Source organism: Mariniblastus fucicola, assembly GCF_008087665.1.
In the GTDB taxonomy this organism is placed as follows: domain Bacteria; phylum Planctomycetota; class Planctomycetia; order Pirellulales; family Pirellulaceae; genus Mariniblastus; species Mariniblastus fucicola.
Genome location: NZ_CP042912.1, coordinates 6,206,057 through 6,230,264, shown reverse-complemented (window position 1 = coordinate 6,230,264; position 24,208 = coordinate 6,206,057). Strand labels below are relative to the sequence as shown.

Below are 24,208 nucleotides of genomic sequence, written 5' to 3'. Positions count from 1 at the left end.
TTTACTTTGCCTTTTTCGCTTCCCAACCACGATCACGATCCTGTCCGCGGAAGTTGAAACTTTGCCAGCCGACGATTTTGTCACCGTGGACAATGCCCTGATAGGTGATCTTCATTTCGCGATTGTTGAACTCGCGTTCGATGTCGAAGCCCAGTTTGTTGCCTTCGAGTGTCGGATTCATAATGTCCGCGGTTGTGACCTCGCCATCTCGTTCGGTCTCAAGCGTGCCTGTGATTTTCCCGCCGTCGTTTTTGACCTTCAACGTCGAAGCCATTCTGGTTCGACCCATACGGCCCGACCATTCGTAAACGCCGCTCGGATCAACCTCTGCGCTAGCATCAAATCCTGGAAATGGATCGGTGACTTTCGGCTTCATCGCTTTCGCCATCGCCACCAGTTTGTCACCGTCCGTTTTGTCTTCGACGTCCGGGTGGTCTCGCCAAACCCAACGAAGCATCAACGGCAACATCGCGCCGCCGTGATCGTCCGAGTGCCCGCCTTCTCCGAACACGTAGGCCATGTCGTAGCCTTTTTCCTCAAACGCAGCCACCATTTTTTGGTTTTGAATATGCCAGTCACGTTCAAGGTTGTCCGGACGTCGCAAATCATTGACGCCGTCCTGCAAAAAGATGCGGATGTCTTTCTTTTCGGCTTCGAGAACCAGATCGGGATAAACGTGGCCGCCGTGAATGTTGGTGAAGCTTCCGATGAAGCTGATCACGTTGCGGAACTCTTCCGGCTTTTGCCACGCGACCGTGAACGCGCAGATGCCTCCGCTGCTCGAACCGCCAATCGCACGGTCGGCTCGATCCTTGGAAAGGTTGTACTTCTTGCCGACTTCCGGCAGCATCTCTTCGACGATGAAGCGAGCGTATTTGTCGTCCAGCACATCGTACTCGCGGTCGCGATTGTTCGGGTTGCCGAAACCGATGCTGTCCGGGAACGCGTCACCGCGCTGACCCGGCGTGATGAAGATCCCGACGGTTACCGGAATCTGTTTTTTGGCGATCAGGTTTTCCAAAACGTTCTGCGCCCGGATGACTCCATTGGGATTCATCGTGCGGGCGCCGTCCTGAAAAACCAGCACGTTGGCAGGTTTGTCTTTATCGTATTGAGCCGGCACGAAAACCCAATACTGACGCACGGTGTTTTCGATGATGTCGCTGTGAAAAAGATGCGGGCCTTCCAGGCGACCTTGAGGAACATCATTGTTCTTCAGCGAATCCGCACCGAGTTCGTATCGAACTTCAGGCTTCGGCTGTCGCCGCTCGACTTTGTCCTGCGCGTTAGCGTCAGTCACTTGCGGCGAAAGGACTGCCATGGCAATCACTAGCGCCAGAAACGTATTTCGGTTCATCAGAGTTCTCGCACGGTAATGGTGATTCAAACTGGCGAGCCGAACGCCAACTTACTTTTTTGCTGGAGCGTTGAGCGTCTTGATCACTTCGCTGAGCATCGGTTTCGGCTGTCGCTGCCGGTCAAACAGCAGCGGGTAGTTCGTTCTGTTCCAGGGAAACGTGTTGAGCCAACTTTCGCCGTCGTGAACGTTCCAGAAAGAGACACGTTCGATAATGTCGCTGTACTCGTTGAACAGCTCGAACAGTTTCACGTACTGTTCGGTTTGCTGCTGCTCGATGTCTTTCGGCAATCCGTTTTTGTAAGGATCAAACGTCGCCAGTTCTTCGCGATACTTGCCGCCCTCGGACCACCATTTGCCGCGCTTCACGACGTCGATGTCCAACTCCGAAACGACGACTTTGATGTTCAGCTTTCTCAGTTCATCAAACGTCTCACGAAGTTGATCCAGCGAATCGTCACCCAATTCAAAATGCCCCTGCATCCCGTAAGCGTCGACCGGAGCGCCGGCTTCTTTCAGTTTCGTCAGCAGCTCAATCAGCTTCTTGCGTTTCTCAGGTTTGTGGCCGTTGTAGTCGTTGTAAATCAGCAGAGCATCCGGATCCTTTTCGCGAATCGTTTTGAAGGCCGTCACAATAAAGTCCATTCCCGCAGTGCGCGAATAAATCGAATCTCGCAGCAAGCCTTCGTTGCTGTCGCCGATCGCTTCGTTGACCACGTCCCACATCGTCACCGCGTCGCCATACCGTTCGGCCAACGCGGTGATGTGATCTTCGATTCGCTTCAGCAAAGTCTCACGCGTCAACGGATCGCCATTGGACTCCGTCATCATCCACTCGTCCGTGCGATCGTCTTTGGCCCACACAAGACAGTGGCCGACGACTTCCAGATTGTTCGTGCGGGCGAAGTTAAAGAACCGATCCGTATTGCCGAAATTCCATTGGTCTTCGGCCGGATGAATCCCTTGCGGCTTCATGCAGTTCTCGGGCGTGAGGATGCTGAACTGTTGCCTGATCAACTCCGCGTCTTTTTCTCGCTGCAGCACCGCATGCCCAACACCGACTCCGATCTTGAACCGATCGCCGGCGGCTTCTTTCAGGGAAAGCACCGCAGTCGCAGCAGTCCCATCGCCATCGTTCTTGCCTTCGGTGACGGCAGATTCCTGGCCAAACATGTCGGCGCTATTGAGCCAATTGCCCAGCAGAAACACGACGAGAAAACAGACAGCGTAACGAGACATTAATCACCCCACGAATATCACAGCTTAAGTTTGCCCGCCGTAAAGAGGGGCTATTGGACTTGAACCTGAGTTTACAGCAATTGTGTCGCAAATTACCAAGGTTCCTCTTAATTTTTTCTATCGTTGAATAAATAGTTCCGAGCCCGCTTTCCGTGAAATCCTTGTCCAATCCGGATCCCAATTCGGAAACACCGGTCTTTCCGGCAGCCCAGCCGGTTCCACACCATTGCTCGCGGAATTGCCGCAGCGACAAACCTTCACTCCCGGGAGTCCAATGCTTCATCGATCCATGCGTCCGTTCTGTTTTCTTGGCATCGTTCTGTGTTCTGTTCCGGCGTTGCAAGCACAGCAGATTGCAGACAGTTCGACCGTCATAAAACCGGCGCGAGTTGAGACCATCGAGCCATCCCGGATCGAGAGCCTTCACGCGAAAGTCAAACGCCAACGCAAGGTCGAACCTGCTCCCCGGATGGTCAACGGGTTTCTTGTGTTCAACGGTGCGACCGATGGAGACCGCCAGGTTGATCCGCAAGTCGCCGTCGGGCCGAATCATGTGGTGCACGGAACGAATGGCGGATTCACGATCTTTGACAAAGAAGGCAACTTCATCGATGGCGTTTCGCAAAACGGATTCGAAGGTGGTATCGATCCGAAACTTCACTACGACGCCAACAACGGAGTGTTCCTGTTTGACTTGTGGGTGTATTGGGACAAAGCCAAACGCAAACCGGTCAACATCTCCGTTTCGGAAACGGACGATCCGACGAAGGCCTGGAACACCTACGGCGTCTCGATTCCTGACGGCGTGGACGGCGGAGCGATCGGCTACAGCAAGCGTTGGATTGGATACGGCTTTCCTGGCGGAGAAAACAAAACAATCGTGATGTCGATGGACAAATGCAAAGCCGGACTTCCCGCGGAAGCATTCCATTTCAAAGGCAGCTTTGGGCATCCGGTTGCCAATCAGGATGTTGACGACGGCTTGTACTTCTTCAAGCTGCAACCGAAGAAAATGATCATCACCAAAGTCACCGCTGGCGATGACGGAAATCCGGTGGCGACGCAGATAACGTCGGCCAAACACGATTTCGAATACCGCCACTACCCGCCGAAATCTCCGCAGCCCGGCACGGACAAAACGGTGGCTTCTGGAGATCGCAATCCCAAGAACGTGGTGCTGCAAAACGGATGTCTGTGGTTTTCCCGAGGTCTCAATCTCGACGGTCGTGCTGCCGTGATGTGGCATCAAGTCAAGCTCGACGGGACGTCGGTTCAGTCTGGTGTGATCAGCGATCCGAAACGCAGCTTCATCCAAAGTTCTGTCGCCGTCAACGCACAGGAAGATCTGATCGTGGGCTTTCAGGAAGCCGGCCCCGACATTTTCGTCAGTCCACGTTTTGCGTTTCGCAAAAGTGTTGATCCGAAAGGCACGCTTCGCGACATGGTTTCAATCGGCGAAGGCTTGGCCGCAACTGCTGGCGGGCCCTGGGGTGACTACAGCGGTTGTGCCGTCGACGGCGGCAACGGGCTGGATCTGTGGACGGTTCAAAGCGTGGCCGACGCGGAAGGAAAGGGCGACACTGTGATCGCGCGGGCGCCAATGAATGCGACCGGCGACAGGAAATAGTTGCGCTCAAGATCGGCCGTGGCAGACCGTATAATAGTGGCATGAACCCTGGCAACAACAAGGAAGACTCCCCGGCGGCCGCGGCTTTGATGGCGACGGCTTACCACGAAGCCGGACATGCCGTGATGGCGGTTTCGTTAGGAAGAACGATCCAGAAGGCAACCATTGTTCCGGCCAAAATCCAAACGGGTGGCGTGCGTCTTGGAGCTGTAAAGTTGCAGCAGGGACGCAGCAAAGCGACGCAGGATTGGCTGGAAGATGAAGTTCTGATTTTGTTCGCCGGCATGGTCGCGGAGTCCCAGTTCACGGGTTCGTATTGCCAGCGCGGGGCTGCATCGGACTTGAGAGCGATTGACCAGTTGCTGGGAACCCGCGCCAATACAGAACGACAGCTGGAGAAGCTACATCGCCGTTTGCTCGACAAAACCGAATACATTCTTGGCGATGAAGTTCACGAGAAAGCCATCCAGTTGGTTGCCGAGCAGTTGATTGAGCATCAGACAATCAAAGGCCGCTTGGTGAAGCATTTTTTGAATCAGGCAATTGGGCAGTCGAAGAAGTAGCAGATTGGCAACTTCAACTCGATTTCACCGATTTTGTGGTTTATTGAAATATTCGGCTACTCTCAGTCGTCAGTCTTTTTAGATCATGAGGTGTCTGTTTCAGGATGAAGTATGTCGCACGACTGGAGTGAAATAACGAAATCGCATGGTCCACTTGTTTGGACCGCGGTGTATCGGATTTTGCGTTCGCACTCCGAATCGTTGGACTGTTACCAGGACGTAATGTTGGAAGCTTTCGAGCAAAGCAAGACCAGGCACGTAGACAATTGGCCAGGTTACCTGCGTTGGCTGGCCGTCCGCCGTGGACTCGATCGGCTTCGGGCACGAACCCGATCGAAGGCGTTGGTCAGCGAAACTCCAGATATCGATCTGGTTTCACGAGTCGACCAGTCCAATGCCGCGTCGCTTGAGTTGGAAGAGTTGAAAGCGCGACTTCGCTCGGAACTCGGTTCATTACCCGCGTTGCAGGCTGAAGCTTTCTGGCTGCGATTCGTGGAGCAAATGAGCTATTTGGAAATCGCCCAGCAAATGGATCTCGAACAAAGCGCCGTCGGAGTTTTGATCCACCGCGCTAAACCTCGTGTTCGAAAGGCGTTATCTGATCTTCAACCACAAACGCGATCAGCCAGGAGCGAACAATGAACAAAAACTATCTCAAGACGAACGACGACGATCTCGACAGATCAGATGATCTGTTGAAGCAAACGTTAAAGGGGATCCGGCAGGAGGAAGTGCCTGATTTTCCTGACCCTCCGCTGGGCCCGTTGCCGTCGACGTCATTGCATGCTGACGGAAAATCGGTTCCGTGGTCTGCCGTCAGACAGGCTTCAGCAGCTAAAAGTTCTGGCTGGCTTTCTCGATCTCGCCTTTTTGTTATCGCTGCAGCCGCTGTTGTTCTGGCGGCTCTGCTTTTATGGCCCCAGTCCAGTCAGTCGGCGTTTGCGAAAGTGCAGGCGGCTCTTGAGGAAGTCCGGTCAGTCTCCTATTCCGTTTTTGACTACCACGCCAATGGTGATGCCTGGGAGACAAACGTAAGCATCGTCGAATCGGGGCTTACGCGTTCCGAGCAAATTAAAGTCGGCGAAGGGACCGTCGCGAATGGTCTGCAGATTTCAAACTGGAATGAGAATCTAAGAATGATAGTCGATCACAAGTCTCGCAAGGCGACATTTTATGAAGTCAGCCCTGACGAAGAGTCGGTGGCGCGACGCAATCGGTGGATTGAAAAGTTTCGAAATATTCCCGAACGCGCGACTCAGGATCTCGGGCCGACGACTTTCGATGGCAAGCCGGTCCATTCTTTCGAGGTCTTGATGGGCGAGCGAGAGTTCAAAGTCTACGTCGACGTCGAGACCAACTTGCCGGTACGCATGGAATACATGCAGGAGGAAACTGGCTTTCGCGAGGTCTTCTCGAACTTTGTATTTGATGGAGGGATGGATATGTCCCAATTCGCCCTTGAGGCGCCGGAAGGCTACACCGTCGAACATGTCGCTCTCGAGCCACCTCCAGCCGATGCGGATTTGCTGGTCGTGTCACCAACGATCGGTATCGGGCCCGTGCCGTTTGGCGCAGACGCCGATTCGGTGATCGAGTTTCTTGGCGAGCCTGCCCAGCGTCGCAAATACGCTCCATTCAGTTTGCCGGGAAGCGATCAGCCAAGACAGGGTTTCGAGTATTTGAAGTACAACTCGTTGGGTTTGGAGATCGGAATCAACTCGGAGCACGGTATTACGACGATTCGCTGCTTCAGTCAGCGACGCACTGGGCCTTCGGTTCATGATTTCGCGGGCCAGACTCCGGAGGGGATTCGGATTGGCTCAACATTGCCGGAAGTCATCGCGGCGTATGGCGAGCCGGATCTAATGAACGATCGGGTCACCTATTTGCGAGAAGGTTGGACGTTTTCGATTTCGGATGACAAGGTAGAGGGTATCGAAGTGAGCGAACCGATACACGAAGACATCGAAATAATTGTGAACGACGATGGTTCATCCACCCAACGTGTTAGACCTCGCGATTGAGGGGACGTTGTGGGAGATTGTCGCTCTCGCTTCAATGCGCGGCATCGCGGCTCAATCGTGCAAAGGGGAACCACCGTTGGCTGTGCAACTACCGAAAAAGATCACGAATCAGAATTCGCCGCGCGTCCACAGTCGCGACCGCTGTGTTACTTTAAGCAGACCGCGTTGAAACTTTTTTTCGCCAAACTGACAATGTTCCATGGGGCAATCGGAAACAATTGAAGTCTCTGAATCCACAAAGCCAAAGCGTGCGGTTTCGCTTTTTGCATGGTTCGCAACTTCGGTTTTCGCCATCTCATTGCTTGTCATGAACATTCGCGGCGTCCCGGATCCATATTCCTGGAGAGAGATCTGGCCGCCGAATGGTCCATCAGTGACGACGAACGCCTTCGACCACGGGTGGCCGATGACATGGCTCAAGTCGGAGCCGAAGCCAGTTCCAATGGCCGAGGATTTCACTGAATTGATGCGAGAGTTTCGGGGCGGCGGGCCAAGATTCAGCTCGGATGGGCGTGACGGATGGTTGTTCTCGGTCCAGCCAACGTCAACCGACTGGATGGCGCTGCTGGTCAATATGTCCGTTGCAATCAGTATCATGGTTGTGGTGTTTGTCACGTGTAAGCGACGTTGGCGAAATGGATTCAAGTTTAACCTGCTGGACGTCGTGCTTGTTTTCGCTTTGGCGAGTCTTGCGTTGGCCAACTTGCAACATCACAGAGATATTTCACACAGGGAAACGAATCAGATTCATGGATTTTCGCTGTCCAATCCCGCGTGGTCCGGTCCAGAATTTCTCAGAAGGCTCGCTGGCGATTCTGAATGGCTGGGAGCATGCCGACATTATCAAAAGGTTTCGATTACTATTTCAAATCTCAATGCTAAACACGTGGATGCAATTGGTGCTCTTCCATATGTGCGAGATTTGGAAATTGAAGGAGATCCATCGCTGCCTCAAATTGAACTTCTTGGAGAACTCACCCAGCTCGAAACAATCGAAATCAAATATGTGATGCAGTTCGACTCGATTCCACCGAGTTCCAGCGGTTTTGTCAAGGTTTTGCCGCCTGCTCAAACGCCAACGTCGCCCAAGCCGAACGAAACAGAATCGTATGAGTCACGTATCAGAAAACCAAACGTGACACTGCCGTCAATTGAAGAACTGAGAATCGATTCGAAGATGCATAATGACAACTTGCCGCGTGCGGTTGATCTGATCGATTGCTGTCCCAATCTAAAGAAAGTCAATCTGACCGGAGACCAATATTTGATAGACGATCTGATGAACTTGCCGTCGACGATTGACAAAATTGAATGCGGTTTTCTGACAACCGCTGAAGAACTTGAAAGGTTGAAGGCCAAATTTCCGGCTGCGACCATCGAACGAAAGCTGAAGGGTGGATACATGGTCGCTACCAGTTTGATTCCTGATAGGATCGCTGAAATCCGCACTAAACGGCGTCGGGAAATTGAATGGCAGGGTTCGCATTTTTCAAGCGGGACCCTGGATCTCTCCAGAACCGCAACCAAAATCGACATGGCGTTTGCTGAGAAGTTTCGACCCGTATTCCCCAAGACGCGCGTTATTGTTTTTGGCCGATTCGATTCCAGTGACACGGCAGTTTGGATTGCGCAACAATGTCCCAAACTGACTGTTGTCGATGCGACAGGATTTGAGCTGGAATTTTCTGGGGCGATGCAATTGCCTGAATCGATTCATGCTTTGACGATCGAGCAAAACTCGACTACTTCAGATCAATTTGAAGAGCTGATATGGAAACTGGGGCTGTCCGATCTCACAATCACTGGCTCTAAATTCAACGATCAGGAAATCAAAGCAATGAAGAAGAAATTTCCGAGCCGAAGAGTCGTCATTCGGAATTGAGTTCAAGCAAAAATGGTTGCGTATTCTTTGCATGGCCTACAGCCACTTCGAAAGCACACCGCCTCGCGCGGCCATCGCATCGATCCGTTTGGTGATCGCGGGATCTTCAATCAGTGGCGGGGCGTGAAATGGCTTTACGCGGGCGTCGATCACCAGTGATCCGTCGCAGCCCCAATGACGGTGTTCGGTCCAGGCGGCAATGCCATCAACGTCGGTTGCGGGATTACTGCGAGTGAAGGTCGCCCACAGGAAATTGTTCAACGTCGCGGCGACGAACGGGCTGTCGTCGACCAGCAGGATCAGTGGGAAATTGCAGATCGAATCGCGAGCCAGGAATGACTTGCAAAATCGCCGCAAATGTGGATCCGTTCGAGCTTTTCCATCTTCAGGCTCAAACGTTGGGGCACGAACTGCCAACACTCCCGGAATGCAAACTTGTGGATCGCTGAATCCGGGCGGAAGTTGCAAATCAGTCGGAGATTCAGTCGGCAGTTTTCGAATCGCGTCGCCGACTGCTGCGACGACAAGTTTGCTGCCCGAGTTCATGCCGCTGCCGGAATAGTCCAGCGTGTCGATGGTTGTCCTGGTTTGGAAATGTAAGTCGCGTTGCCAGTCGACTCGCTCGAGCATTCGAACGAAAAACGATTCGATGTCATCGATGTTCAGGTCCGGATCGCATTTCTCGTCGATGATCCACAAATACTTTGCGAGACTCATCTGGCCTTGGCCCAAAATTGCGTTCGCTTGCGTAAGCAGTTCCTGCGGGGCCGAAGTCTTTTGCCACGGAACGTAACGTTCGCTGCCGATCGCCAGCAGCAGTGGATGCACGCCAGAAGCATCGACCGCGTTGACGCCGCGGACGCCGGGCAGGACCGTCGGAATCACCGGAGCCGTCAGTTCGTGAATCAGCTCGCCGAAGACAGTGTCTTCTTGTGGCGGACGACCGACGACAGTGAAAGGCCAGATCGCGCCATCGCGATGCCAAACTTTGTCGACGTTGAGTACCGGGAATTCGTGTGTCAAACTGTAGTAGCCCAGATGATCGCCGAAGGGGCCTTCTGGCATTTGCCTTTCGGGATCCACCATTCCTGAAATGACAAAGTCAGCGTTGGCGTAGATTGACGAGCACTCTCCGATGTTGACCATCGGGATTCGGTGTCCGGCCAGAGCGCCCGCGAAAGTTAGCTCGCTCATCCCCTCCGGCAGCGGCATCACAGCTGCGACCGTCATCGCAGGATTGCCGCCGACGAACACGTTGACGCGAAAGGGCTTGCCGGCGTCGATGGCGGCTTGATGTTGCACGCCGATGCCGCGGTGGATCTGATAGTGCAGCCCGACCTGGGATTGCGGATCGTAATCATTGCCCGAAAGCTGGACTCGATACATGCCCATGTTGGATTTCATCAATCCGGGCGAACGGACGTCCTCGCTGTAGACTTGCGGCAGCGTGACAAAAGCGCCACCGTCGTCGGGCCAACATTTAAGCTGCGGAAGTTCGGGCAGCGAAATGCTGTTCTTCATCACGGCGCCGCGGCGGGCTTTCCTGGGTTGCATCTGCCACGCGATGAAGGGAGCCTTCCAGTACTTGAGCGGATTTTTCAACGCTGCTTCGGGAGCAACCTTCAGCTGAATCGCTCGCTGCACATTCTCGAATGTATCGCGGAAAATGAAACGGGCTCGTTCGAGAGTCCCGAACAGATTCGACACCATCGGAAAACGGCAGCCTTTCACGTTCGTGAACAACATGGCTGGCCCGCCCGATGCGTAGACTCGACGATGGATCTCCGCCATCTCCAGATTTGGGTCGACTTCTTCATCAACGCGAACCAGATGGTCGTGCTTTTCGAGGTCGTCGGTGCATTCGGAAAGAAAACGATAGCCCATGATGAAGTGTTCGCAGAGAAGTGTTCAGTGTGCAGAATCCTGTTACATTTGTGATTCAAAAGTCACTGTGAAACAAGGCAAGACATGAAAATTGAGTTTACAGATTCGTCGGTCGTTGAAGTGGAAGCCGATGCTGTCGTCGTTGGTATCTGGAAAGATGAACCGCTGGAAGGACCGGCGAAGCAACTGGACGACGCGATCGGCGGTGGGCTTTCGCGGATGATCGAACTTGAGGAAGTCTCTGCGGACCGCTACCAGGCGACGATGATGCTGGCGCCGTCAGGAATCAAGGCACCGGTAGCTCTGGTGGTCGGGCTTGGGCAACAGGGACAATCTGACGCAGCGTTTTCCACACGAATCGGTGGCGTGATCGCAAAATCGCTGGCTGGGAAAGCTCGCGAGCATATCGCGACGTTCGTGGACGTTCCCAAAGTGGACGAATTTGTCAGCGGATTGCTCAACGGTTGCGTTGGCCAGGATCTGTTCCTCGAAAAGAAGAAATTGTTCCCGATCGAGTCCGTCTCGATCTCAAAATCGGAATCCGTTTCCAGCGAAGCCATCGACCAGGGCAGGGTGCTTGGCGAGAGCGTCAAACTCACCCGGCATTTGGTGAACTTGCCAGCGAGCGATTTGTATCCGGAATCGTTTGCTGATCAGATCGTAAAAACAGGAGCCGAATCGGGCTTCGAGGTCGAGGTCTGGGACGAAGAGCGGCTCGAGCGCGAGCGATGCGGAGCACTGCTTGCCGTTGGCCGCGCTTCAACGCGACAGTCACGTTTGGTGATCATGCGATACAACGGCGGCGCCGAAGGTGATGCTCCGATCGGGTTGGTCGGAAAAGGCGTAACGTTCGATTCGGGCGGGCTTTCGCTCAAACCGTCGGCCAGCATGTTGGATATGAAGTGCGACATGGCAGGAGCCGCGACGGTTGTTGGCGCGATGAAGGCGATTGCTGAGTTGGGCGTCAAGCAAAACGTCTTTGGCTTTGTCGGGCTGGCTGAAAACATGATCGCCGGAGACAGCTTTCGACTTGGTGACGTGCTGACCGCTCGCAGCGGAAAGACCATCGAAGTCCACAACACCGACGCAGAAGGCCGGCTGGTTCTGGCTGATACGCTGGACGTTGCCATCGAAAACGGCGTAGACCGGATCGTGGATCTGGCGACACTGACCGGTGCTTGCGTGGTCGCGCTGGGGCTCGATACTGTCGGGCTGATGACGAACGATGACGACTGGTCGGATCAGGTCGCGTCCGCCGCAAACGAATGCGGTGAAGCCGTTTGGCCACTGCCAATGTTTGAAGAATTCGCGGAGCAAATCAAAAGCCCGATCGCAGACATCAAGAACACGGGTGGCAACCGTTGGGGAGGAGCGATCACTGCGGGCAAGTTCCTTGAGGAGTTCGTGCAGGATGTGCCCTGGGTGCATCTCGATATCGCCGGTCCAAGCTTTGCGGAAAAACCGAAGAAATGGATCGACGGCGGCGCGAGCGGTTGCATGGTCCGCTCGCTGGTTCGGCTGATTGAAAATGCATAGCGAAGCGTTCGCCAAGGCAGCGCGCAAAGTGTCTAGCAGAGTGGGCGATGTAAACGCTTGCCCAATCATCCTGATTTGACGCCGATCATCGTTGCCACGCTGGCAATGCGCGCTTATGTAGGAAGCGAAAGACATTTAGTGGATTGTTGAACATCGCGTGCCTATAATCCCGCTCCTTCCAAATTACCACCTTCCATTCAGGAGAAAAAATGAGCTTTATTTCTGACTTCAAAGAGTTCGCATTCAAAGGCAATCTGATTGACATGGCCGTCGGTCTGGTCATGGGCACCGCAGTTGCAGCAATGGTTAAGTCTTTCATTGACCACATCATCATGCCGTTAGTTGCCAGCATCGTCAAAGTCGGTGACATGTCCGGTTGGACGATTCCGATCGGCACCGAAATTGAGAAAGAAGTCGACGGCGTTACCAAGATGGTTCAGGCAGAAATCGGAGTTGGCTCGTTTATTCAGGAAGTCATCAACTTTTCGATTCTTGCTTTCGTCATCTTTATTGCGTTGAAGGTTGCCAGTAGGTGGATGAAAAAAGCCGAAGAAGAAACACCGCCATCTGACGAAGTTGTCTTGCTCACCGAGATCCGTGACTCATTGGCAAAACGATAAGCCAAACACACGGTATGAAATAGAAAAAGCTCGCTGACCCGAATGGCCAGCGAGCTTTCTTTGTTTACACACTACGCTTCTGCAATTGTTTAGGCTCCGCGTACCGGATTGCCCCGAAGGCACATGCCGGCAACGACCAAAACACAGATCGACAATGTCGCAAGCTGAACGGTATCCATCCGCTCGAACATGTCGAAAGTAGCTCCCGCGGTGTCTGTTATCAGATCCGAGAGGCCATTGATAAATCGTGACATAGGAGTCATTGAACGTACCTGGAAAATCGATGTAAGAAACTGATCCCTCTATGAAGGTTAGGATATTTTTGAGGACCGCAGAAGGAATGCGTCCAACAATCGCACATCGAGGACACCTTGGGTACGGTCGTACCGAATCGGATGATTATCCTGTCAATTCGCCCGAATCATGACTCCCTGCCGGGAACGGCGGCCGACAAATGCAGGCTAAAACAGGCCGGGCCCCGGTTTGTGTCCGAGGTCGAGAATTAGCTGCTTGTCCCGTTTTGCCCATTCGATTTCACCGGCTCGTTGATGCAGCGTTTGGCGATGGTAGAGCAGAACCGCAGATTGCCGAGTCAGACGTTTCAGTTCACGAGCCTTGTTCCGATGCAGTTCCAGCGAATTTCGGAGCGAACTGTCGAAAGACTGCCTGTTCACTTTGCTACAGAGAATCGCGACGTTCAAATCACGCAACGCATCTGAATAGCTGGAGACAAAGTTGCTCTTCTTTGAACTCAGGGGATCGATGTCTTTTTGCCATGGCAGCAAGCTGCACAAGTAACCACGGGTGTCGAGAAAAGCACTGGCGTAGTCAAGAAACAAAACCGCCGTTTTCTCATCCGGGAAGTCCGCCGCGATCTTCGCACTGTCAAAACCAAGGCGATCAACTTCAACGCGATCTGCCATGCAGTGAGCCGATTCCTTGAGATCCTGATACAGCAGCGCGCGACAGCTAAGCAGCACCGCTGCCCGTTCCTCAAATGCATTCAATCGTTTTTGGCGTCGCAGAATCCCGGAGTTTTGTCGGATAGGGAACGAGGTTTGCGTCAGCGAATAGACATGAGACGTCAAATCCTCACTGGCGTCGCGAATTTGTTCACGTAGCAGATCCAGTTGATCAGTGATCGTGACGATGGCCTCATTGTTCGCGTCACAGCAGCGGGCAACAAGCGCCGCGACGACGGTCGCCTTGATGCCAAGGTCCAATTGATCGTCTCCCTCCCAGCTTATAGATCGGTTTGCCGATTCGACGGCGACTTCGATGTCTTCTTTCGCCAATGGTAAATCGGTTTTTGCCAGTGCGCGATGGTAAGCTAGTTCGTTTCGACGCGGAGCCGATCGTCGTAAAGAACCAAGGCTTTTGTCGAAATTTAGTTGAGTTTCGAGTGCGGCCGTAAAGTCGCCAAGGTGCTGCAGAGACAGCGTTCTCAGTTGAGCCGCTCTGAAGTTGTCGGGATAGACTCGCAACACTTCATCGACAAGCTCAAGGGCTTCGGACGGTTGTTCGATGTCGATCAGACGTTCCGCAAGAGTAAGTTTCAGCACCGGGTCGCGCGGGCTTTTGCCAATAGCATCGCGAAGCTGATAGAGTGCGTCTTCTGTTTCGCCCTGCCGGAAATACATGTTCGCCTGAGTCGCATCCCATCTGGCCCATTCCGGGCCACAACCGTAAAAGCACATGGGAGCCATCGCAATGGAAGCGATCGCAACGATCACGATCCCGCGTGTCAGTCGATTCTCAACTCCGGAACTCATGACTGATTCTCGCTTGCAGGGCTGTCGGTATCTGATTGCTCCGGTTCCAGAAAATCAGTAACAGCGCGAACGATTTCGTTGCGGATAATCTGCAGCTGATTCTGGTTGCGAATTTTGTTCCCGTCTTCATCGGTGACGTAAAACACGTCGATAATCTGATGGGCGTAAGTTGAAATTCTGGCGTACGTGACGTCGAGGCCCAGCCGATAGATCTTCTTTGAAATTTGGTAGAGCAGTCCCGGTTTGTCGTAGGCAAACACGTCGATGATCGTGGCATGTTTGGCCGCGCGGTTATTTGTTTTCACACTGATCGGAGGCCGGGAAAGCTGCAACGCGAGCGTTTCCTCCTCGCCCCATTTCTTGCGGAACTTCGGCGGGCCAGTTGCCTTTCCAGATACCGTGTCTCTCGCTTTCTGACAGATTTCGTCGATTCGCCATTGCGGAAGTTGCCCCTCGCGGTGCTCTGAATCCTGGAACTGGATCGCGAAAAACATGATCGGTCCCGACAGCGGCTTGATGTCTGCGGAACGGATCTTGAGTCCCAAGCTTGGTAGCAACCCGGTGATTCGGTAGAAGCTACCAGAGCGTCGATGGTCGACGTTCGCAATGCAAATTCGGTAAACCGACGGGCCTTCCTCGTACTCGACCCAGCACTCAGGTTCGCCTTCTTTCAAGTCGCGAATCGGGAGGAAACGAGCGGCGATCTCCTTGGGACTGTGAGATAGCAAATAGTTCCGTGGCAGATTGCCGGTGGTCTCCAGTAGCCATTGTTTTGCCTGATCGTCGTCAGCGTGGGAGGCGACCGCGGTGCAAATTTCTTCCCGCTGACGGTCTTGCTTTGGGACACCATCGTCGTGTCCATCGCCGGCCAGAATGAGGGTGCAACGATTGAAAAGCTCGGTCAATAGCTGCATCTTCCACGGATTGAGCACCCCTGGTCCAACGGCGGAGATGTCGGCGCAAGTGAGGATGAACAGCATGTTGAGCATGTTCACGGATCCGAGCTTGGACGCAAATTCTGCAACCAGTTCCATGTCGTTGATGTTTCGGTGCATTGCGATGTGAGACATCAGCAAGTGGTGCCGGACGAGGAACTTGATGGTCTCGATGTCATCGTCTGGCAAATCAAGCCGAACGCCGACTTCTTCTGCGATGCGTTCGCCGACGATGCTGTGGTCTTCAGGAAATCCCTTCCCAAGGTCATGCAGCAACAGCGCCAGATGCAGCAGGTTCTTTTCCTTGATGTTGCGGTAGGTCCGGCCGAGCACAGAGTTGTCGTGCTCAAACGCGATCGCATTCTCAACCGCTCGCAGCGAATGCTCATCGACGGTGTACATGTGATATTCGTTGAACTGCAACAGCCCACGAACGTGCTTGAACCCGGGAATGATGCGATGCAAAACTTGCGTTTCATGCAGCCGCCGCAGCAGACCGCCAAGCCGCTGGGTGTTTGACAGCAGCGCCATGAACATACGGGCGGCTTCGCGAGTGAATTTGATGTCGGGGAACTTTAACATCGCGTGGCGAATGGCCAGCCACGTGTCGTGATGTAGTTTTTTGTCATGCAAACAGGCCAGTTGCATCAGACGCAGAACTTTCTCCAGATCATGTTTGGCAATGTTGATCGAGCTGCGTGTGATGCCGATTTCACTACCGGTGATGCGATAATGTTCATCGATTTGCCGTGTGAGCAGCGGACTCAGCACGATCGAAGAACCGCGTGAGTTCCGATTGAGCATCTTCGCCACCAGGTGGTCGGAGATGTACGTGATTCGGCTGGTGTTGCGGAAATAGTCACGCATAAATGACTCGACGGACAACAACGCATCGTCGCCGTCGTAGCCCAGCAGTTCCGCCAGTCGAACCTGTTCGTTGCGGCCCAGCCCATCATTTGCTCTGCCAGCATGGAAATGCATCTCGTTGCGGATTCGCAGCAGGAACTCATGCGAGGCCATCAACTGTTTTGTGTCCGCAGTCGAAATACCGCCTCGTTTGAGCAGTTCCTGAATGTCGGTGACGCCGAAGCGGACAAAACCCAGCCAGCGGATCAGATGAATGTCTCTCAGCCCGCCACGTGATTTTTTGATGTTCGGTCGCAGCAGGTAAACCGTTTCGCCAAACTCCTGCCGTTCCTTTTCCCTGGCCTCGACGATTGCTCGTGTGAGGTTCGTCGCGTTCTTGTTCGTCAGTCGTTGGAATCGACTGATGAAGTTGTCGTAGAGTGGTCGACTTCCGACGAGAAAGCGTGCTTCGGTGATTGAAGAAAAGATCACAGCATCTTTAAGCGACATGCTGCAAGCTTCTCGCGGAGTCCGCAAACTGTATCCCAGCGGCAAACCGGCATCGGTCACATCCTGGGAAACGCGTTTTGAAACTTCGCGCAGTTCATCCGACATCGGTCCCTGATATAGAACCATCAGGTCCACGTCCGAATACGGAGCGATATCCTGACGGCCGCATCCGCCCAGAAGCACTAGCGCAACGCGAGACTCAAGGTTCGGCGACAGGTCCGTTTTGATGGCCTCATAGAGTTCCAGCAATATCGAATCCAGCAGGTCAGACATCTGTCGGGTGATATCCCGACCTGACCCGCCAGATTGATGTTGCTCATGAATTCTCGCGCGACCTTCGGTCCAATTCTGCTTGGCCTGGAGCACACTTTTTCGAAATCCGTCTGTGGTCGACGACATGGTCCGCGCATAAAAGGTTTGGTCTCCGTCCGACTTTCGTGCGGTTCCAGGATTCCGTGGTTAGTATGTCAATGGTGATCGGGGTCCGCTAGATCGCGTCTTCGCCCGTCTCGCCGGTGCGAATACGGATGACTTCCGAGAGATCGGAAACGAAGATTTTGCCGTCGCCCATTTGGCCTGTTTGAGCCTTGGACATGATGGTGTCCACGACTCCTTTGAGGTTTGCTTCTGCAACCACTACTTCGACTTTCACTTTCGGCACAAAGTCGATCGCGTACTCGTTACCGCGATACATTTCGGTGTGACCTTTCTGACGGCCATAACCTTTGACTTCTGTGATCGTCATTCCCTCGACGCCGGCTTCGTTAAGTGAAGTCTTGATTTCGTCCAGTTTGAAGTGACGAATAATCGCTTCAATTTTCTTCATTTGAACTCCTGAGGTAGCTTGTGTTAAATCGTATTTGGTGATCGCCGAGGCGGAATCGATGGGTTCAATGGTGGTTGCCGCGGATATTCTGATGGATCCGATGCCCCAACATTGTAACGTCAACGCCTTCCGGGCTCATCGGGGATTCGTGAATTTTCGCGGGCCAATCGCCTGCTGACCGGTGCTGATGAGAAATTATCTACCCTCACAAGCGTCTGGCAAACGAACGGTGATGGAACCATACGTTCTTAGGTGGATGCCGTCCAGGGTGTTTCGACGCTTCCGCCGATCTGGTTGGCGTATCGGGCCATCACAAACAACAGGTCACCAAGTCGGTTCAGGTAGACCAGATCAGTGGACAGATCCCGATCGGTTTGAGACTCGATTAGCGAAACCAGCCTCCGTTCGGCGCGACGACAAACGGTGCGAGCAAGGTGCAACTGAGATCCGACCGGCGAACCACCGGGCAAAATGAAGGTCTGCAAAGCGGGAAGTTGACCATCAAACTGGTCAATCCACTTTTCAAGTTGAACCGAGCTCTGTTCGTCCGCTAGAACAGGTTGGGTTTGGGGGTTCAGTGACAGAGCCGCAGCGACGCGACTGCCGAGGTCGAACAGTTCACTTTGAATTTTCGCCAGAACCGATTCCAAATCGGTGCCGTCATTGGAATCAGCCGGCGAGCCCAGATCTGAATGTTTCCATGCCGTTATCGAACAGCCAATCAGACAGTTGCATTCGTCGATGGTTCCGCAAACTTCGATCACCAAATTCGACTTGGGAACTCGAACGCCGCCCAGCAGTCCGGTTTCCCCTTTGTCGCCATTACGTGTATAAATTTTCATGGCATTTTGGCGCAAAAAGGATTACCGCAGTGGAAAAAGTCAAATCGTGTGGCTTCTTAATCTATCGGACGCAACCACAACGTTCAATTCTACTGATGAAGCATCCCAAACGCTGGGACCTTCCCAAGGGACACGTTGATGAGGGAGAGTCCAATCTGCAGTGTGCGTTGCGAGAGCTGCAGGAAGAAACCGGAATCGAAGAACGGCATCTAAAGATCGAAGATGGATTCAAGTTCAAGGAACGCTACATTGTCCAAAACAAGAAGACAAAGAAGAAAAAGAAACTGGTTATCTACCTCGCAGAGTTGTTGGAAGACGTCGAGATTGTTCCGACGGAACACGAAGGCTACGAGTGGGTTGAGTGGAATCCTCCACATTCGATTCAGGAAAGAACAATTGATCCTTTGTTAGCCGAAGTTGAATCCTGGTGGCAAGGAAAAAGCCAGGGCGATGTTGTCGATGCGGCTTCAACTTGATGCCGTCGCTGCGACTCTGATTCTGTAGCTCGTCACGATCGCTTTCCTGGCTTTGCCGAGAATCTTGAGTTGTTTCAAGTTACCTTCGATAGGGAACTGACATCGAATAGATCAACAGGCCCATGTCGTTGTGAAGCATTTCCGGAAGCCATGTCGTTGCTCCGCGAAAGTTGTCGTCGTCCGTCATCATGTGTGCCATGACGCGAACCAGTTGGTTCATGTTGGAACCTGTTGCTTCAAAGAACTGTACAAATCGGCCTCGCCAGTGTTCCTGGTAGCTCTTGCGAATCGTCTTGTCGATATGACGGTCAAACCGAGGCTTTATGGTTCGTGGGAAAATCCAAACCTTGTTCGCGATCACGCCCAGGACGGCCAACACAACGCAAGCTGCCATCACGCCACCAATCGACAGCCATGAAGCCAGCAGAATAAATGGTGTGACGATCATCAGCAAATAGGAACCGCAAACCAGCGCGTAATAGGTCAGCACATGGCGCGTTGAAAGATGCCAGGTCTCATCCAGGTCTTCGATCAGACTGTACAGCCGTTTCATGTAGTCCTGTTTATGCTTTCGAGATCGGAATTTGGCGTTCGTCTTGAATCCGTGTCGCTGCGAAACATCTTCGTTGATTGCGAACCAGAGCAACATGAAAGATGAGCCTGCCAATTCTTCGTCGTCATCGAATGTCTGAATCAGGGCCTGTGCGTCGGTTCCCAATTGGTTTTGACATTCGATGACCTTCGCATCGCCTTCTTGCTCATCAAGGGAGTAGTAATCCACGATCGCTTGGTGAAGTGCAGTCCGAGTTGGGCAGCCGCGAGTGAATTCGCTTGATGTGGCTTGATAGGCGCTCAAGTGGTCGAGGACCTCCAGCTCGTATTCCAACCGCGGTCCGAGTCGCCCAGCGTTTCCTTCAAGCAACGCAAATTTCTCCTGCACCCAAGCTGGATCTGCTCTCCAAATCGCGGCCTTGAGCAATTCCGCATAAAACACAATCTGGTTGTCGTTGCGATGATCTTTCAGGTTGGACTCACACCGCGCCAAGGTTGATTTGAATGGAGCAAATTCGCTGATCCTCAACAGTCGCTGCCAGCCTTTCTCGGTTACGAAATAAAATCGATCGCTGGTGATCACTTTCGACGTCGTCATCAAAGCCGATCTCAGGAAATTTTCGTCCAAGTCCTGATGGAAGAAATGCTGAATCAGAGAAACCAACCCCGGGTCGTTCGGATGTTCCTGCAAACCAGTCAACAACCATTTGAAATACAGCGTTGGATCTTCCGTCACGATGTCGGAAAGCGTAGCCAATACGAAAAAGTCATAAGGGCTACGGTTGCTCTGTGATTTGAAGTCCCTGTAAATCGCTGCAGGAGATTCAGATTTCAGTCTCTCGATCGCCGCTTTCCTCGGAGCCGTTTGCACCGAAGCGGCGGAAGCCTTGGACTCCTCTGGCGGTTGCCAAACGTATTCCTGAAAACTCGAAACTGGCGAAATGGATGATTTGCCATAGCGCAGCTCGTCTTCGAGCATCTCAAAGGCGGCTCGAATCTTCTTGAATTCGTCAGGAAACTTTTCCGGTTTATATTGCCGGATCAATTTGTTGTAAGCACGCTTTAAAGTCTTTCGGTCAAACTCTTTCGGCAGACCAAAGAACTCTTTCGCACGGTATGGTAGCAACGACCAGTCAACATCAGTACTCATAACGCCATCCGTGCAAAAGCGAACAGGACGCGGACAATAAGGATGGCTGTGACGACGTACATCCACGACGGAATGCCAAGATCAAAGCTGATTCCATTGGCGATTGAAGGGCTATCGTGGCGGCGCGATTTGATCTTCAGGATTTGGGTGAACCAGTCTGATTCGATGGCATAAAGTTCCGGAAACTCCGTACGCATCATCTTGACCATCCGATGAACTTTCTCGATGTTCTCGGCATACGCAAGCGATCGGAGATACTTTTCTTTTACGCTGCCAGCTTTGCGAGGCGAAAGCATCACCAGTCGCCGAAACGTGTTGTACAGATTGATGTCACGTTTGCAATGTTTCGCGAGTTCATTCATGTCGCTGTGGCAATGCGACAACAGCTTCAGTCGTTCGACGCCGATCTTCAGCTCCGGGAGATCATCAACCAACAGTTCGTCCAGCGCCCGACGCGATTGGGATGGATCAATCAACCAGAATGCTGATCGGATTTTTTCAAGCTCTTTACGATTCCATTTGCGTCGTTCCGCAAGATCGTCAGTCGCAGATTCGTTGACGGCCTCTGTGTTGAATCCGCAGAATTGCCATCGCAATTCCACCATCTGCTGCGCCGCAACTACAGGACTGAGCCCAAGGACTTTTTCCAGATAACGGCGCGTTTGGATGCCGCTACGTTTGAGGATTTGCGGCCCTGCTTTGTTGCGCTGATCTTTCAAAGGTTGCTTAGCCAACGGAATCGTCCTCGTCGGAATACTCGATATCCAAAAACGACAACGTTTGAAGCAGTTGCGAACGCGTCGCTTCGAACAGCTTCACGTCGCTGGCCGCCATCGCATGTTCGAACTGGTCGATGGCTGCTTCCAGTTGATCGCGATGCAATGGGCTGACTTCTCCGACCATTCGTTCACAAAACAGAACCAGCCTTTGATTTCGCAGTTCGTCACGAGGGTAAAATTTTATCTTCTCAAGGTCCGCAACGGCTCGTCGGACTTCCGCGTCCGACATCGAACTACAGTGGTTCGTCAGCACGACTCTGAATCGTTGGCCTGATTCAGGAATGATGGCTTCGACTTCCAGCAGCCCATTGATGTCGTAGGTGAATCGAACGTTCACGGGTTGGCCCGGCGGGCCGGGCGGAATTCCTTCGATCTGAAGTTCGCCGAGTTCCAGATTGTCTTTGACCTTGCGCCCTTCACCTTGAAATACGCGAAGTTTCACTTCCGTTTGGTTTGGAGCGACGGTCGAAAAGACTTCCTCTCTGGAAACTGGGATCGTTGTGTTGCGGTTGATGACAGGTTGAAAGAATCCGTCGACAACCTGATGGCCAAACTGTTTGACGACTTCAACGCCCAAGGTGAAAGGACAAACGTCGGTCATCACCATGTCTTCGACAGCCCGATCGTCAGCAATCAAAGCCGCCTGAACCGCGGCGCCAAGAGCGACGACTTCGTCCGGGTTGAAGTCCATCTGAGGTTCGCGGTCGAAGTATTCTTTCACCAGTTCGTTCAACAGAACCATCCGAGTTGATCCACCGACCAAAATGATGTCGTCGATTTCGTCCGGGTTGCGGTCGCCATCGCGAAGCGCTTTGGAGATGGGGCTCCTGAGCCGGTCGACCAGTTTGCGGCAGATCTTGCTGAACGATTCGCGAGTCAGAGACAATGATTTTGAGTCGTTGTATTTTCCGCTATCGTCTGGAACGCGAATCTTTACTTTTTCGTTCTTTGCCAGATCCCGTTTGGCTGTTTCGCATTCCTGTCGCAGCCGAGCCGTCCGCAACGGGTATTTCATCTCAGCCGTTTCCAGCTGCAAATTTTCCTGCTGTAAAACAACCGACACCAGCCGATCGGTAAAGTCTTCACCACCAAGCTGACTTTCACCCGCGGTTGAAATGATCTCCAGCGTGCCCTCAAAAATTTCCATCAGCGTCACATCAAAGGTGCCGCCGCCAAGATCGATCACCATCAAGTGCTTTTCAGCTTGTCGGTCATGAAAGCCGTAAGTCAGTGCGGCTGCGGTGGGTTCGTTGATGATGCGTCGAACCTTCAGGCCAATCATCTCCCCAGCCTGTTTCGTGCTCAGTCGCTGGTTCTCGTTGAAGTAGGCCGGGACCGTGATGACCGCTTCGGTGATTTTCTGGTTCAGGTGTGATTCCGCGTCGGACTTTAACGACAGCAAGACCAGGCTTGAAAGTTCAGTTGCGGTAAAGGATCGCTTTCCCAATTGGACTTTGCGGTCCGTCCCCATCCAGCGTTTAAAACACGAAACGCAACGATCCGGTTTCGTGATTCGCAGTTCTTTCGCGGTATCGCCGATCGTTACCTGGCCATCATCAGTGATTCCGACGACCGAGGGCGTCAAGAATTTCCCATGAACATTTGGGATTAGTTTGGGAACGCCATCCTGAAATACTGCACATAGCGAATTTGTAGTTCCCAGATCGATTCCGATTATCGATGACATTGATTGACCAGTCGTTCAAGTTGTCTCCTGCCGAATTGAATCGGCGTCGTTAGCTTACACAATATAAGTAGAGGACCACCAACTTGAAAGCTTTCGATCCGCGATTGTATTCTCGTTGTGACTTGGTTCTAAACGTTAGAAATTGTTGGCAGGTGCGTAGAATGAAAGATCTTGCTCTGGATGATCGGCATCAATCTCTTGAACAGAGTCTATTGCGTGCTGATAATGGCCGCCGCTTGAACCGGTAACGATTTAGGGACACTTCACGTGAAATTCAGTTTTATCTTTGCCTCAATGTTTTGCTTTTTCGCCATCGTCTTCGGGTCGATTTGTACCGCTCAGAAAGATGAGGGGCCTGTTGGAATTTTCAACTCGCAGTCCGAGTACCGCGAGTTCATGGGAGCCGTGAAGCAGGCGGCCTACCGCGACGGTGGCAGCTCGGAACTGCAGGCTTTGGTTCCAATGCTCAACGACATCGCGCTCAATAAGCCAGTTGGCTGGACGGCTTCTGAATACGAAGCCGATGGAAGTACGCTTGGCATGCTTGCCGATGCGGATGTTCGATCGGATTTGGAAATGTTGGACGACCAGTACGAGCAGCTTCAAGATCTCAACGCAGAAATTCAAAAACGTGCAGCCGAGCAAATTCGCGGTCTTGATTTTTCAGATCGCGAAAACTTGATTTCACAAATTCAGTCAATTCGTGAATCGGCCACCAACGACCTCAATGATGTTTTGCTGCCGCATCAGGTCGAGCGACTGAAGTAGATTCGGATGCAACGTTTGCTTCGGCGAACGAGTTTCGTCGAGATCCTAACTTCAGATCCGGTGAAAACGAATCTCGAAATCACGGACGATCAAAGTGCCAATCTGCGAACGAAGGAAAAGGAGATCGAAGCAGAGCTCCAACGTGAAATAGCTAAGCTTCGCGAAAAGGCTCGTGAGGAACTACTCTCGTCGCTACGCCCGACTCAGAAAGAAGCGGTCAGGAAATTGTTTGGCGAAACGTACGAGTTCAAAGCAAAACCAAAAGCCAAGTCCCGGATGATAAAAGGGGGCGGCAAAGGCGGATGGAAAGAATAGGTGGCCGTGAGAGGCGGA

Annotated in this window: 21 protein-coding genes; 10 read left to right on the top strand and 11 right to left on the bottom strand. The window is 52.8% G+C overall.

The annotated features are described in order from the left end of the window. Position 1: 1 nt before the first annotated feature. Both MFFC18_RS23345 and MFFC18_RS23340 read right to left on the bottom strand, forming a co-directional pair. Positions 2–1,357 carry an alpha/beta hydrolase gene (locus MFFC18_RS23345; RefSeq protein ID WP_075082739.1) on the bottom strand — a complete coding sequence of 452 codons (1,356 nt, stop codon included), beginning with the start codon at positions 1,355–1,357 and terminating at the stop codon, positions 2–4. A 51-nt stretch (positions 1,358–1,408) separates the two neighbouring features. Continuing rightward, positions 1,409–2,596 carry an endo-1,4-beta-xylanase gene (locus MFFC18_RS23340; RefSeq protein ID WP_084416847.1) on the bottom strand — a complete coding sequence of 396 codons (1,188 nt, stop codon included), beginning with the start codon at positions 2,594–2,596 and terminating at the stop codon, positions 1,409–1,411. A 274-nt stretch (positions 2,597–2,870) separates the two neighbouring features. Here MFFC18_RS23340 and MFFC18_RS23335 point away from each other — a divergent pair, with 274 nt between their 5' ends. From MFFC18_RS23335 to MFFC18_RS23315, 5 genes are all read left to right on the top strand, one after another. After that, positions 2,871–4,223: a hypothetical protein gene (locus MFFC18_RS23335; protein ID WP_075082740.1), complete on the top strand. Its 1,353-nt coding sequence runs from the start codon at positions 2,871–2,873 to the stop codon at positions 4,221–4,223. Between the two features lie 41 nt (positions 4,224–4,264). After that, positions 4,265–4,786, top strand: coding sequence for a cell division protein FtsH (locus MFFC18_RS23330; protein WP_075082741.1), 522 nt, complete (start codon positions 4,265–4,267; stop codon positions 4,784–4,786). A 111-nt stretch (positions 4,787–4,897) separates the two neighbouring features. Next, entirely contained in the window at positions 4,898–5,428 is a 531-nt protein-coding gene (locus tag MFFC18_RS23325) for an RNA polymerase sigma factor (protein WP_075082742.1), read from the top strand. After that, entirely contained in the window at positions 5,425–6,810 is a 1,386-nt protein-coding gene (locus MFFC18_RS23320) for a hypothetical protein (protein WP_075082743.1), read from the top strand. The genes MFFC18_RS23325 and MFFC18_RS23320 overlap by 4 nt, the downstream gene beginning before the upstream one ends. Before the next feature lie 442 nt (positions 6,811–7,252). Continuing rightward, a complete protein-coding gene (locus MFFC18_RS23315) occupies positions 7,253–8,692 on the top strand; it encodes a hypothetical protein (protein WP_148619081.1) in 1,440 nt (479 codons plus the stop codon). A 36-nt stretch (positions 8,693–8,728) separates the two neighbouring features. On the opposite strand, the gene MFFC18_RS23310 is transcribed toward MFFC18_RS23315, so the two are convergent. Then, positions 8,729–10,576, bottom strand: coding sequence for a UbiD family decarboxylase (locus MFFC18_RS23310; protein WP_075082746.1), 1,848 nt, complete (start codon positions 10,574–10,576; stop codon positions 8,729–8,731). A gap of 84 nt (positions 10,577–10,660) precedes the next feature. Between MFFC18_RS23310 and MFFC18_RS23305 the strand changes: the two genes are divergently transcribed. Together MFFC18_RS23305 and mscL are read left to right on the top strand one after the other, a co-directional pair. Then, the gene (locus MFFC18_RS23305; RefSeq protein ID WP_075082747.1) at positions 10,661–12,112 is read left to right on the top strand and encodes a leucyl aminopeptidase; all 1,452 of its coding nucleotides are present in this window, start codon (positions 10,661–10,663) and stop codon (positions 12,110–12,112) included. Positions 12,113–12,321: 209 nt separating this feature from the next. Next, positions 12,322–12,732, top strand: a complete 411-nt coding sequence (mscL, locus tag MFFC18_RS23300) for a large conductance mechanosensitive channel protein MscL (protein ID WP_075082748.1) — start codon at positions 12,322–12,324, stop codon at positions 12,730–12,732. A gap of 89 nt (positions 12,733–12,821) precedes the next feature. Here mscL and MFFC18_RS25135 read toward each other — a convergent pair whose 3' ends face one another. From MFFC18_RS25135 to MFFC18_RS23280, 5 genes are all read right to left on the bottom strand, one after another. Further along, complete coding sequence (locus tag MFFC18_RS25135; protein ID WP_157665053.1) at positions 12,822–12,995, bottom strand: hypothetical protein; 174 nt, start codon at positions 12,993–12,995, stop codon at positions 12,822–12,824. Between the two features lie 198 nt (positions 12,996–13,193). Continuing rightward, positions 13,194–14,504: a tetratricopeptide repeat protein gene (locus MFFC18_RS23295; RefSeq protein WP_075082749.1), complete on the bottom strand. Its 1,311-nt coding sequence runs from the start codon at positions 14,502–14,504 to the stop codon at positions 13,194–13,196. Beyond that, positions 14,501–17,194, bottom strand: coding sequence for a [protein-PII] uridylyltransferase (glnD, locus tag MFFC18_RS23290; protein WP_075082750.1), 2,694 nt, complete (start codon positions 17,192–17,194; stop codon positions 14,501–14,503). Before glnD ends, MFFC18_RS23295 begins: the two co-directional genes overlap by 4 nt. Positions 17,195–17,282: 88 nt before the next feature. Next, positions 17,283–17,621: a P-II family nitrogen regulator gene (locus tag MFFC18_RS23285; RefSeq protein ID WP_075082751.1), complete on the bottom strand. Its 339-nt coding sequence runs from the start codon at positions 17,619–17,621 to the stop codon at positions 17,283–17,285. Positions 17,622–17,869: 248 nt separating this feature from the next. Next, the gene (locus MFFC18_RS23280) at positions 17,870–18,463 is read right to left on the bottom strand and encodes a cob(I)yrinic acid a,c-diamide adenosyltransferase (protein WP_075082752.1); all 594 of its coding nucleotides are present in this window, start codon (positions 18,461–18,463) and stop codon (positions 17,870–17,872) included. On the opposite strand from MFFC18_RS23280, the gene MFFC18_RS23275 reads away from it, so the two are divergent. Next, positions 18,448–18,939, top strand: coding sequence for a bis(5'-nucleosyl)-tetraphosphatase (locus tag MFFC18_RS23275; RefSeq protein ID WP_261344764.1), 492 nt, complete (start codon positions 18,448–18,450; stop codon positions 18,937–18,939). The genes MFFC18_RS23280 and MFFC18_RS23275 overlap by 16 nt on opposite strands. A 79-nt stretch (positions 18,940–19,018) precedes the next feature. On the opposite strand, the gene MFFC18_RS23270 is transcribed toward MFFC18_RS23275, so the two are convergent. The 3 genes from MFFC18_RS23270 to MFFC18_RS23260 are packed head-to-tail and all read right to left on the bottom strand — an operon-like array spanning position 19,019 to position 23,107. Further along, positions 19,019–20,641 carry a J domain-containing protein gene (locus MFFC18_RS23270; protein ID WP_075082754.1) on the bottom strand — a complete coding sequence of 541 codons (1,623 nt, stop codon included), beginning with the start codon at positions 20,639–20,641 and terminating at the stop codon, positions 19,019–19,021. Next, on the bottom strand, positions 20,638–21,375 hold the full coding sequence (locus tag MFFC18_RS23265) for a hypothetical protein (protein ID WP_148619080.1): 738 nt from the start codon (positions 21,373–21,375) through the stop codon (positions 20,638–20,640). Before MFFC18_RS23265 ends, MFFC18_RS23270 begins: the two co-directional genes overlap by 4 nt. Next, on the bottom strand, positions 21,368–23,107 hold the full coding sequence (locus MFFC18_RS23260) for an Hsp70 family protein (protein ID WP_075082756.1): 1,740 nt from the start codon (positions 23,105–23,107) through the stop codon (positions 21,368–21,370). The genes MFFC18_RS23265 and MFFC18_RS23260 overlap by 8 nt, the downstream gene beginning before the upstream one ends. Before the next feature lie 267 nt (positions 23,108–23,374). Here MFFC18_RS23260 and MFFC18_RS23255 point away from each other — a divergent pair, with 267 nt between their 5' ends. Beyond that, on the top strand, positions 23,375–23,875 hold the full coding sequence (locus MFFC18_RS23255; RefSeq protein ID WP_148619079.1) for a hypothetical protein: 501 nt from the start codon (positions 23,375–23,377) through the stop codon (positions 23,873–23,875). A gap of 60 nt (positions 23,876–23,935) precedes the next feature. Beyond that, positions 23,936–24,190 carry a hypothetical protein gene (locus MFFC18_RS23250; RefSeq protein WP_148619078.1) on the top strand — a complete coding sequence of 85 codons (255 nt, stop codon included), beginning with the start codon at positions 23,936–23,938 and terminating at the stop codon, positions 24,188–24,190. The last annotated feature ends 18 nt before the right edge of the window (positions 24,191–24,208 follow it).

Bases quoted from the DNA above. Each gene is read 5' to 3' on its own strand.
- MFFC18_RS23310 (WP_075082746.1), bottom strand. From the start codon at position 10,576: ATGGGCTATCGTTTTCTTTCCGAATGCACCGACGACCTCGAAAAGCAC.
- glnD (WP_075082750.1), bottom strand. From the start codon at position 17,194: ATGTCGTCGACCACAGACGGATTTCGAAAAAGTGTGCTCCAGGCCAAG.
- MFFC18_RS23330 (WP_075082741.1), top strand. From the start codon at position 4,265: ATGAACCCTGGCAACAACAAGGAAGACTCCCCGGCGGCCGCGGCTTTG.
- MFFC18_RS23280 (WP_075082752.1), bottom strand. From the start codon at position 18,463: ATGAAAATTTATACACGTAATGGCGACAAAGGGGAAACCGGACTGCTG.
- MFFC18_RS25135 (WP_157665053.1), bottom strand. From the start codon at position 12,995: ATGACTCCTATGTCACGATTTATCAATGGCCTCTCGGATCTGATAACA.
- MFFC18_RS23295 (WP_075082749.1), bottom strand. From the start codon at position 14,504: ATGAGTTCCGGAGTTGAGAATCGACTGACACGCGGGATCGTGATCGTT.
- MFFC18_RS23305 (WP_075082747.1), top strand. From the start codon at position 10,661: ATGAAAATTGAGTTTACAGATTCGTCGGTCGTTGAAGTGGAAGCCGAT.
- MFFC18_RS23345 (WP_075082739.1), bottom strand. From the start codon at position 1,357: ATGAACCGAAATACGTTTCTGGCGCTAGTGATTGCCATGGCAGTCCTT.
- MFFC18_RS23325 (WP_075082742.1), top strand. From the start codon at position 4,898: ATGTCGCACGACTGGAGTGAAATAACGAAATCGCATGGTCCACTTGTT.
- MFFC18_RS23340 (WP_084416847.1), bottom strand. From the start codon at position 2,596: ATGTCTCGTTACGCTGTCTGTTTTCTCGTCGTGTTTCTGCTGGGCAAT.
- MFFC18_RS23270 (WP_075082754.1), bottom strand. From the start codon at position 20,641: ATGAGTACTGATGTTGACTGGTCGTTGCTACCATACCGTGCGAAAGAG.
- MFFC18_RS23320 (WP_075082743.1), top strand. From the start codon at position 5,425: ATGAACAAAAACTATCTCAAGACGAACGACGACGATCTCGACAGATCA.
- MFFC18_RS23315 (WP_148619081.1), top strand. From the start codon at position 7,253: ATGGCCGAGGATTTCACTGAATTGATGCGAGAGTTTCGGGGCGGCGGG.
- mscL (WP_075082748.1), top strand. From the start codon at position 12,322: ATGAGCTTTATTTCTGACTTCAAAGAGTTCGCATTCAAAGGCAATCTG.
- MFFC18_RS23335 (WP_075082740.1), top strand. From the start codon at position 2,871: ATGCTTCATCGATCCATGCGTCCGTTCTGTTTTCTTGGCATCGTTCTG.
- MFFC18_RS23285 (WP_075082751.1), bottom strand. From the start codon at position 17,621: ATGAAGAAAATTGAAGCGATTATTCGTCACTTCAAACTGGACGAAATC.
- MFFC18_RS23260 (WP_075082756.1), bottom strand. From the start codon at position 23,107: ATGTCATCGATAATCGGAATCGATCTGGGAACTACAAATTCGCTATGT.